This is a genomic window from Intrasporangium sp. (assembly GCF_030452765.1).
Classification (GTDB): Bacteria; Actinomycetota; Actinomycetes; order Actinomycetales; family Dermatophilaceae; genus Intrasporangium_A.
This window is the reverse complement of record NZ_JAKDLO010000043.1, coordinates 17,496-27,782: the sequence shown is the minus strand read 5'-3', so window position 1 is coordinate 27,782 and position 10,287 is coordinate 17,496. Positions and strand designations below refer to the sequence as shown.

6 protein-coding genes are annotated in these 10,287 nt (G+C 65.9%); 3 read left to right on the top strand and 3 right to left on the bottom strand.

Annotated elements, in window-relative coordinates:
- The first annotated feature begins 168 nt into the window (after positions 1–168).
- The 3 genes from L0H79_RS07615 (at position 169) to L0H79_RS07605 (ending at position 5,205) form a co-directional block, all read left to right on the top strand.
- Complete coding sequence (locus L0H79_RS07615; protein ID WP_301483995.1) at positions 169–657, top strand: hypothetical protein; 489 nt, start codon at positions 169–171, stop codon at positions 655–657.
- 379 nt (positions 658–1,036) lie between these two features.
- Positions 1,037–3,661, top strand: a complete 2,625-nt coding sequence (locus L0H79_RS07610) for a hypothetical protein (protein WP_301483994.1) — start codon at positions 1,037–1,039, stop codon at positions 3,659–3,661.
- Positions 3,658–5,205 (top strand): AAA family ATPase, encoded by a 1,548-nt coding sequence (locus tag L0H79_RS07605; protein ID WP_301483993.1) that lies wholly within the window; start codon positions 3,658–3,660, stop codon positions 5,203–5,205. Before L0H79_RS07610 ends, L0H79_RS07605 begins: the two co-directional genes overlap by 4 nt.
- Before the next feature lie 185 nt (positions 5,206–5,390).
- On the opposite strand, the gene L0H79_RS07600 is transcribed toward L0H79_RS07605, so the two are convergent.
- From L0H79_RS07600 to L0H79_RS07590, 3 genes are read right to left on the bottom strand one after another with little or no spacing between them, the layout of a single operon-like run.
- A complete protein-coding gene (locus L0H79_RS07600) occupies positions 5,391–6,320 on the bottom strand; it encodes a helicase-related protein (RefSeq protein ID WP_301483992.1) in 930 nt (309 codons plus the stop codon).
- Positions 6,321–6,324: 4 nt separating this feature from the next.
- On the bottom strand, positions 6,325–8,538 hold the full coding sequence (locus L0H79_RS07595; RefSeq protein ID WP_301483991.1) for a hypothetical protein: 2,214 nt from the start codon (positions 8,536–8,538) through the stop codon (positions 6,325–6,327).
- A complete protein-coding gene (locus L0H79_RS07590; protein ID WP_301483990.1) occupies positions 8,535–9,902 on the bottom strand; it encodes a phospholipase D family protein in 1,368 nt (455 codons plus the stop codon). The genes L0H79_RS07595 and L0H79_RS07590 overlap by 4 nt, the downstream gene beginning before the upstream one ends.
- Positions 9,903–10,287: the final 385 nt, after the last annotated feature.

Genomic DNA, 10,287 nt, shown 5'->3' with positions numbered 1-10,287 from the left:
GCACGTCGTCCACCAGCGCGCGTCATGACCGAAAAATAGGCTACGTGGCATTGCGCACGAGCCGGCAGTCACCGCTGGTCCGAGTGTTCGCCGAGATGGTCGTCGCAATCCGGGACCAGGAGGCCGCGGTCGGCGAGCTCGCTGTGCTCAACCGGGAGATCTTCGGGCGTGAAGTTCACGCTGCACGACGACCGGATTGTGGCCAGCGTCGACCTCCTGGCACTGCCCTTTGTCGGTGAGCACCTACGCGCTGTGGTGGCTCGCATGTGCGAGGTGATCTCCAGCAACGATGCGCTCGCCGCGGGTCGGGTTGGCGGGCGCACGTTCCTGGAGGCCGATGAGCCGGACGAGCAACAGGACGACAGCGACTCGGAGGATGAAATGCACCCCGTGATGCTGCGCCTGCTCCAGCTCGACGCCGAGCGTCCGGGGTCGTTGCGCCCAAAGGACGCCGCGAAGCTGTGCGACTACGACTCGGACCTCATCCTCGAGCTGATCCAGTGGAACGAGGAGCAGGAGATCGCATGGCGCCAAACTCGAGATGAGGCATTTGCGGACCACGATTACGACGAGGCCGATGCCTGTGAGGGCGAACGCGCCCACGCGGAGAGGACGGTCAAGGTCCTCCGCAAGGCCCTGCGCCGAGTGCTCCTCTAATTGTGCGAAATGCGGGTTGGTTCGCAGTCGGGATGAACCCCCGGAGAACCAGACCCACACGCGACAAAGCAACCGATCGAGCGCGGCGTCAGTGCGCATCCTGGTGCCTTCTTCGCTGGCACTCCGAGGTCTTTCAGCGCCTTGGTAAGCGGAGCTACGGCGTGCCCAGTACGCTCAGCGGCTGCTTGAAGGTGAGGTCAAACGCGCGTGGATGCTCATCCCGCGTGTTTCGATCACAGGGAGATCGTTCGACCTAGGGGTGTGCGGCAGGTGGTTTCCCTCAGCACAGGGGAGCACAGGGGGCGGGAGCAGCGCCGTCGCGGCTTCGGCGCACGCCGGGTGCGAGCGGTTCCGCAAGACGGATCCGATGATCATCGGCATGAGCCGGCGGAAGGCGGCCGCCCATCTCGGCTACCCGGACACGTCGGCGGGAATCCCCGAGGCCCGGTGGATGCGCGCGATGACGTTCGAGCGACTCGTCCGCGACCAGCGGTTCGTCTCCCCACTCCTGGCAACCGCCATCGGTCGGTTGGGCCTTCCGAGGCCTACGGTGGTCTCGCGCCGCGACGGGAAGGTGAGTGTTCCGGCCACGGCGCTGGCCCTTGAGCAAGCCCATCTCCAGGCGGTTCACGAGGACGTCGCTACGCTCATCACCAGCCTCGCCCTTCCCTTTGTTGGTCTGGAGAGCGAGCCCGCGGCCACGCCGGTCAAGCCTGACTTCGCCGTCGTCGCCCCACGCCGAGACCCCGCGACCGATAGGGTTGTGGGTACCTGGCTCGTCATGGGCGATGCCAAGGACTACGAGAGGGTCCGGTCTCGGATCGGCGACCAGCGTATGCTCAAGGGCTCCCTCCAGGTCGCGCTAGGCGCCGAGAGCGCGGCAGCTTGGTCCAAGCTGCCGAAGGACATGGTCGTGCACCGGCACGGCGCCCTGGCCGTGCCACGCAATGCCTTTCTGCAGCCGGAAGCGGTCATCGAAGACCTCAAGGATCATCGTGCCGAGGTCACGGCCCGCGTGGCCGAGCGCAACGCACTGCTCGCGGGCAACGACTGGGCGGTGCTCGACATAGAAAGGCTGTGCACGTTCGTAGGCCACCTCGCGGCCGAGTACGACCCGAACTCCTGCGCCGCATGCTCGATGTTCACTTACTGCCGCGACGAGCTCCGGTCCGCCCACGATCCACAGGCCCTGTTGATCGAGCTGGGTATCCGCCGAGAGCTGCGCCCGGCGCTGCGCGGCGTAGTAGACGGGTCCGGAGTGGTCGGCCGTGTTCCCGAGTCCGTGGTGGCGGCCGTGCGTGCCACTCTTCGCGGTATGCCGCTGAGCTCGGGTCAGCGTCGCATAGACCCTGCCGGCGTGGCCGGGTCCGTCAACGTGGTGCTGGCGAAGTCGGATGCCGCCGCCCTAGGCGTCCACGGGGTGGCCATCCAGCGGGTCCGGAAGTCCGGCAAGCAGACACGGTGGTCGTACCACACGTTCGACGAGCCTCAGTCGCCCGCCACGCGTCTCGCGCTCATGGAGCTGCTCGGTGAGGTGATCTCGACCTCAATGGCAGACCTCGAGGACCTCATTCCCGGTGCACCAAGCCCACTGCACATCGTGGTCCCCGATCAGGTGACATGCGATGTGCTCGTCTCCATCGCCGACTCATTGGCCGGTGTGGAAACCAGCCGCCTGCGCTGGGAGCGGGACCTTGAGATGGGCCGCCCGGCGTTGACCTTCGACGGCGAGCCCGCGACCGTGCCGGCGCCGCTCACCGCCCACCAGCGCCTCGCAGTCAGCTTCCTCCTCGAGGAAGATCGCGCCCGCGCGATGAAGCTGCGCACTCCGTTCGTCAACCTGCGCGACGTCGTCGCACGCCACCTCGTCCCTGGCGGACCTATGGTCGACAGCGGTCGCCTCGATTACCTCGTCAGGTGGGCTACCGCCACCGTTGCGCTCGACCACCGCGCGGTCTCGGACAAGATCAGAGCGAGCGACCACACGCCCGGCGCGCGTCTGTCCAATGCCCGCTCCGACGCCATCCACCAGGCTCGCGGACGCCCGCGGGACAGCAGCAAGCGCGCTGACAAGGAGTACTCCCATCTCGTCACCGAAGAGCTCCGCTACAAGACCGGCGTGGTCGATTCGGCGATCGCTCACCTCAACTCACTGCCGACGTCTCGGCTGCGGGAGGTGTACCGGGCGCTCGAGGGGGATGCGCAGCAAGTGTGGCGGCGGCGCCTTCGGCTCCACGCATCGGACCTCGTCCGGTTCGGTCGAACGGCGTGGTGGTGGCGCAACAACCAAGTTGACATGCTCGACGCGGATGCCGCCTGCCTGACCAAGCTTCAGGCCCTCGGGAACCCACAGGTGGCAAGAGACCTCGGCGCGGACGCGGGCACCCGCGAGATCGCGCTCGCCACGGTGGCTGGCCTGAATCCGATCCGCCTCGACGTCCGTTCCCGCCGTATGACGGCGGGCACTCACATCGTCGCCCTGCACGTCAACGAGAGATTAGCCATCAAGGGCGCTTCGAGCACCCTCAAGATCCAGGCCGGCTCGTTCAAGTTCGGCAAGCTCGCCGTCGGTGAGCTGACCGCTTCACAGGCCGATGACCCTTCCTTGGAGTGGTCGCCGCGATTCCCGCCGACGCTCGTGGTCGGCGACGAGCTCGTCGTCGCTGACGTCACCTGGCTCGGCGGGCCGTTCGCCTCACGCCATGAGATCGCGGTGGCCCGGCCGGGGGTCGACGGGAACAGCGCCCCCAAGGCCGGTTGCACCGAGCACTCCTACAGTGATGACCCAGACGGCCACCAGTACTGCTGTCGACCGCACGAGGCCGCGGAGGCGGACACCTCGGACTGGATCGCCGAGAGGCGCGAGAAGGGGGAGATGAACCCGCAGGCCTGGCCACCGGTCATCGACACTGACCAGTTCTACACCCCGGCCGACGGCACCCCCACCGACGGGACGTCCATGGCTGGGGAGACCAGGGCCCAACGAGGACATGACGATCGATGACCTCGACTGACACCCGCCTCGTCTTCCTGCCGCCCGCCTCGCCAGCCGAGGCTGCGCTGCACCACGCCTCAGCCGCTGCTGGCAATGTCGCGGCGACAACTCAGGCGATCGCTACGCTCGCTGGAACGCTAATGGGCACAGCGGCATACGCCCGGATCCTCCTACGCGCGGCTGCCGGCGCGGGCAAGTCCTACGCGCTCAAGCGCATGGTCGAGGACGCTCTACAGCACCCGAGATGCGCCCGCGTTGCGGTGACAGCATTCGCGAACAAGCAGGTCTACCCGTTGGCTGAGAGCCTCGGAAAGCAGCTAGGGCGCGACCAGGTGTGCTTCATCGTGTCGCGCCAACGCGCAGCCGAGGTGTCCGACTCCCTCGTGAAGTCGGCGACGGTCGTCTTCGGGTTCTCATCGCTGCCGTCAAGCGCGAAGGTCTTCCTGACGACCTCGCACATGCTCGAGCGCGCGGGGTGGCCGATCAAGGACAAGCTGGGGGCCGGCGGCGACGGCGAGCACCCGTTCGACGTGCTCTTCGTCGACGAGGCATGGCAGCTGCCACTGCATCGGTATCGCAAGGTGGACCGCTTCGCCCCCGTCGTGGTCGGGGTGGGTGACGTGGGGCAGCTTCCCCCGATCGACCCAGGCCAGAACCCATGGCGCGGTGACCCCGGGTACAACCCGTACCGGGCGTGGCCCACGTCGTACACCACCGACGACGCCACCTGGTCCATCGATCTCCCCGCGGTGTGGCGACCGACCGCGGCGCAGCTGCCGTTGTGGCGCGCCTTCTACGGCGACTGGGACGAGCTGAACTGCGTCGCGGGACCGGGTGACCGTTCTATCGAGCTGGGAGAAGCCCTGTCGGGCGAGGCGAGGCAGATCTGGGAGCAGGTTGCGACCGGCGTTCCCACCCTGCTGGAGGTGGACGGTCTCGACGAGGCCGAGGCCGCCGACATCGACCTCCCTCTGCTCCGGGTCGTCGAGGGCCTCCTGGACGACCTCCTCGGCGCGGGCTTCCGGTTGTGGAAGAGGACGCCCGACGACACGGGAATGCCTGTTGGCGAAGAGACGATCTCGTCGTCCTCGCCTGCCGGAGATCCTCTGATCGCCGTTCTTGCCACCCGGAACCAGGCCGTGGACGACGCGACCGAGATGGTCGAGCGGCTAATCACGAAGTACGACGTGCCGGAAGGCGTGATCGTCGCGTCGACGGTGGACTCGTGGCAGGGCCAGACCAACGTCATCACCGTGGCCATCCACCCGCTCTCCGGTGCCTCCGCGCTCGACGAGTTCAACTCAGCCTTCGGACGGCTCGCGGTCACTTGCACTCGGGCGACGCCTGGGCTGCTCATGCTCAGCCGATCAGAGCTCGACGGACTCTTGTCGACCGCGGCTGCCCGGCCCGGCACCCCGCTGGGCGAGCCAGGCACTCGAGAACTGCCGCGACAGACACATCAGCGCATCCTCGGCGCCTTCGCTCGAGGCCGCATGAACCACACGAAGGGTCGCCAGACTGCGACGGTCGTGACCGCACAGACACCCGCCTGAGGTAGTTCAGCTCTCGAGAAGCAGTAGCTGACTGTAGTCACTGGCTAAGGTCAGGAGCGGCTGTGGGGGCCACTCCCACGGCGCTGGCAATGCTGCGGCGCTCGCGCTCGCTTGCGGCGAGATGACTCTGCGAAGGTCGAACGCTGGCAGCCGGACCCCACGGCTGAGCCCCGTCTGCGCTGGACTCAGGGGCTGAGGTCGATGAAGAGATCCGCGAGCTCTTCCGCGTTGCCCCCCAGGTATCGCAGGAGATCCTCTTGCCGCGGCTGGCCGATGACGAGCCGGTACGCGCCCACAGTTCGCAGGAGACGCCGATAGGCATGCGCCTCACGGCTCAACGGCAGGGCTGGGACGTAGCGCTCGATCCGGTAGCCGTCCTTCGCGGGGAAGACCCAGTAGGGGTGGATCATCGTCTGGTCTGCGGGCCTGTCTGCCACGGCGAGCTCAAACATCGCCGCCCACGGGTCGTCTGCTCGGGTGACCTCGGCTCGGCCGCCGTAGGCCAGGGCAATGTTGCGTCGGACCGCATGACCCTTGTAGCGATGAACGCGCCCCTCGCGCTGCTCTAGATCAACCGGGTTTGAGGGCAGGTTCCAGTGAACGATGGCGTGGCTGTACTGGTGGAAATCAAGCCCTTCCTGACCGACTGACGTGGAAGACAGCACGAACGGCCAGAAGGGTGAGTTGAAGGCCTGACGGACCTGCCCCTCTCGAGCGATGCTCTGGTCCTCGGTCACGCCACGCCCGAACCTGACGGCAAAGTGGTTGCGCAGGCTGAAGGACTCCAGTTTCAGCGCACCGGAGCGAACCGAGAGATCGGACACCTTGTTAACGCTAGCGCGGACGCTCATCGCGGCGCTCATCTCCGCCGCGATGGCGGCCGCCTTCTCGGATCCGGGCTTGAGTGCCACCCCGAGGCTTTCGTTGAGCACGTGGGCATACTCATCGAGCACAGCAGTGAGGCCGCCATCGACACACTGCGCGAGCACATCCTTCCAATAGGGCGCTTCTTCGTCCTGCCTTCTAGTCAAGGCCATCATCTCTGGCTGGTTGAAGAAGTTGCGCATGGCCCAGGACACGGTGGTGGCATGGTTCCGGAGCGTGAAGTCGCGCATCACCTCAGGCCCGCCGGTGACCCTGCTGATCGCACGCAGGGCGCACACGCCCAAGCCCCCGATCGCCACATTGGTGAGGACCTCCGCGAGGTCCTCCGGACGGCGTCCGAACTCGGCCGGTTGGATCGATGCTGCACGGGCAAGGGGCAAGGTGCTCGTCGAAGCGCGTGCTCGAGTCGTGTTCATCCCACTCGATGCCGTAAGAGAACTCCACTCTGTCCACCAGCGGTAATTCAAGCGACACCTGGTCGAGAAGTACGGGTGCTGCCCAGTACCAAGAGTCGTCAACGGGTCCAGAGGACGGGCCTGCGGGCAGTTGCGAGAGAAGATTCTCAACCTGTTTCCTCACCTCTCGGAATAAGGTTTGACGATTCAGCGGAATCGCCTCCTGTACGGCCCGAGCGACTGACAGGGGGTCGCCGGCCATGGCCAAGGATGTGCAGGGGTACATAAGCATGAGCACCGGCATTCCGGTGAGCCTCCCCTCTGACTTCGAGAAGGCAAGGAGACCCCGTTGTCGGGTCGCGTCGTATCTCCGGTCGTGCAGTCCCGCATACTCGACAAGCCTTCGTTCGGCCTCATAGCTGAGCACCGAGGAGATCGCCTTTGGGACCACATTCCAAGCTGAAAAGATCAGGCGCTTGGTGAAGTGGCGCGAAGCCTCTGCGGCGTAGGGGCCGGAGAGGTCGTAATAGGGCAGCGAGGGCGGAACCCAGGCGAGACGCCAGGTCCCTGGCTCCAGGACATCTTGGGTGATCGCCCGCATCTTCGCATTGGCTGGGTCCAGAGCCCTGTATGCGTTGACCTGTCGCTTCGACAGGAGGTGGCGGTTTTTCGCCACCGCGATCCGGACCTCGGCGCTGTGAGTCCCGCTGCGTTCCAGTTCCTCCTTGACGACATAGCCGTCCATCAGCTCGAAAACGTAGGGAGAGCTTCGCCAGTACTCCAGCATGTCCGGCTGCCCAAGCGCCGCCGCGACGCGTGACAGGAAGCGGTAGTCGTGGAGGTCGCGCTCGGCCAGTGACAGACCCGGCATTTTAGCCTCACCAAGCATCCCGTCGCGATCGGGAGTGGATGCCAGCCGCTCGGTCCGAACCATGACCCTACGCAGCTCCGCTTGGGCTGAGTCTCGGGCCTCTTCGGCTAGCTTCCGGTCGCCGGTCATGAGGCCGCGGCGGAGGTCGCCGAGCTGGTCCTTTATGACGTCCGCGCGGTCGGATCCAGCGAGGAACTGCACGGTCTGGAGGAAACTCTGATAGTGGTCCTCGCCCTCCGTCTCGTCAGGAAGGGTGTACATCTTGAACGGTGTCGCGGACAACAGGACCAAGCGGGCTTCGCCGTGGTCGAAGAGCGCCCGGGCGAGCTCGGCTCCCGGGTTGTTGTCGTGAAGGAGTGAGGTGAATCGCTGGAACTCATCCAGGATGATGATGTCCGGTTCGAGGGCGGCGACGGCCGCGCGCGCCAGCTGCTGACGCATTCGTCCGATCAGGTTGTAGCGCCAGCTGCTCAGCCCCTGCTCGGGCCACCAGTCTTCTCGGCGGTGTTTGAACTGATCACCGCAGGCGAAGAACTCCTCCAGGAGGGTGCCATGGTCTCTTTGCCCGGGGAGCGATTGGAGCTCTGCTACGAGGGCTTCGCTCATTGTCGTCGGAATGCTGCTGCGGTCGTACCACTTAACGTGATTCCTGAAGTTGCCAAGGCGCGTTCCACCTCGGAAGAACTTGAGCCAAAACTCTGATTTCAGCTGGGGCAGTTGGCTGCGCAGCATCCAATAGAGCAGGACGCGCTCTTCCGCCTTGCCGCCGCTGTCGCTGACGTTGAACGAAGTGCCCGGGCTGAAGGACACGAAGTTGAGCTTCCGGCCGCGTAGGTCGTCTATCCTCCGGGCGAGCAGGGTGAGTCGATCGGCGAACTCGTGGCCAGCGTCTTCTCCGACGCGCAGCCGAGCGAGGTTCTGCCGGGCGATCTGGGCGTTGGAGCAGATGTACACGACGTCGATGCGGTCGACGTCGTCCCACAGCCGGTCGATCGCCTTGGCGATGACCCCTCGGGCGACAAGCGTCTTGCCGAGTCCCACCTCGTCGGCGACCAGGAAACGTCGGGTCGGATCGTCCTCCCAGAGGCGGGCGTCGACATAATCGACGGTGCGGCGCTGGAAGTCCTTGAGTCCAGCGAGCTCTTGGTCGACGTCCGGGCGAGGCGGCTGTGAGGTGCTCATTGTGTCTCCCGGGCGGCGGAGACGACCCGCCACAGTGCGTCGAAGTCTGGTCCGAGGTCCGGCAGTCTTCCCTCTTCATCGCGAAGATCATCGAGCAGGCTGCTGACCCGGTCCAATGAGTCGTCATCGCGGCCGAAGGCGCGTACCAGCGGCTCCACGAGAACCAGGTCGTCAACCCAGCGGTGGGGGTCGGCCGAGTGCTTCGCTCCTTCGTCGTGCGTGCCCCAGAGGATCGCGCTGGCAACGTCGTCGATGCCGGGGTCCTGCAGCAGCAGGGCGAGGTAACGAAGGATGTCTTCGATCTTGCTCAGCAGGTCGCGCAGCACTCGTCGAGAGCGGTCGGCGGGGGCGCCCACGAGTGTGGCCCTCAGTGCACTCGACCGCTCAACGGTGATGCCGTGACGCTCCAGGCGGGTTCGGACGGCCACAAACGCGGTCAAGTCGGACAGCCCGAGGCCCCGCCAACCATTGTGGTCACCGAGCCGACGGTCATGGGCCGCCTTTAGGGTTATCGGGCGTAGCCAGCTTTCACCAAGGTGAGGGGGAGGTGATGCCCACTCGAGTTGGACGTTGTAGGCATCAGCGTCGCCGGTCACGTGCAGTTCCGGACCGTTGGTTGCGAGAGCCGAGTGGAACTCCTCGATGGCTCTCTCCAAGTCGAACGCCGGGTCCGGGACCGGCTCGTCACTCGGCTTGTAGGGCTGCAGTAGCCGAATGAGACCGGTCTCCTTATCGTCGTCGTTCAGGATCGCGGCCGCTCCGCAGTGTGCGACAGGCCCGCTCAGCAAGACGCCAAACTCTATGTTTCCGCCAAAGGCAGCGGAGGTGGCGTTTGCGGAGCCCGCGAGCAGAGTGCCCGTGCCGCCAACATCCCAGGCGAACACCTTCGCGTGCAGACCAGACTTCACCTCGAGCGTGCCTCCGGAGCCCTCCGCCTCCTGCCCATCAGCGATCACGTCGGGCGGTGCATCCGCATAAGGCTGCAGGACCATCAGCTCATGTCCGTCGAGCGGTGCGGCTCCCAAACGGTTGAACGTCTCCGCGCGGGAGACGATGGTGCTGCCGCCCGCAATTCGGCGCCCGGTGGAGGCATCGAGGAAGGGGGATACGACCAGGCAGCGGTCAGTGCTGGCGGGTACCGGCCAACCGATGCCCCCGGGTGTTCCCATGGGATAGAGGGTGCCGGAGGTGAAGGGAGGCGGCACTCCTAGGGACCGGTCGCTCAGGGTCGCGGCGAGGTCGCGGATGAGTGCGGCGCGTGCGTCGGCAACCGGGCGGACGCTCATCGTCAGCAGATCCTTCAGGAAGGCGGCCGCTGGCTCCGCCGCCATTTGATGGGGGGCCGTCGGATCCTCCTCGGCCATGAACACTGTGTCCCAGGAACGGTCGCCCGTCAGGTTGCGGCTGAGGCAGGCCAACCGATGGGTGATCCCCGGAGGCGTTGGTGAATCGGAGCACCCAAATCTTCGGGTGGAAGACTCGAGACGGGGGAGGAGCGACCTCGATAATCGCTTCCTCCGCGAACACCGTCAGCTTGCGGTAGGTGGTCGGCACATGAATTCCGCCGGCTTGGCAGAAGACTGTGGTTCGACCGGCGTAACGTCGGATGGCCTCCAGTAGTTGGTGCGGCGCAGCGCTCTCGATTCCGGCTTCCGCCTGTTCGTAAGCCGCCATGGACAGGGAAGCGAGCAGTAGTGAGCTGAGGTCGAGCGTGTATGTCGTCGCAACGGCTGCATCGAGCCGCCAGCC

What these genes read in the sequence shown, in the direction of transcription:
- L0H79_RS07595 (WP_301483991.1), bottom strand. Translation starts at nt 8,538, where the DNA reads ATGAGCACCTCACAGCCGCCTCGCCCGGACGTCGACCAAGAGCTCGCT.
- L0H79_RS07600 (WP_301483992.1), bottom strand. Translation starts at nt 6,320, where the DNA reads ATGCGCGACTTCACGCTCCGGAACCATGCCACCACCGTGTCCTGGGCC.
- L0H79_RS07610 (WP_301483994.1), top strand. Translation starts at nt 1,037, where the DNA reads ATGAGCCGGCGGAAGGCGGCCGCCCATCTCGGCTACCCGGACACGTCG.
- L0H79_RS07590 (WP_301483990.1), bottom strand. Translation starts at nt 9,902, where the DNA reads ATGGCCGAGGAGGATCCGACGGCCCCCCATCAAATGGCGGCGGAGCCA.
- L0H79_RS07605 (WP_301483993.1), top strand. Translation starts at nt 3,658, where the DNA reads ATGACCTCGACTGACACCCGCCTCGTCTTCCTGCCGCCCGCCTCGCCA.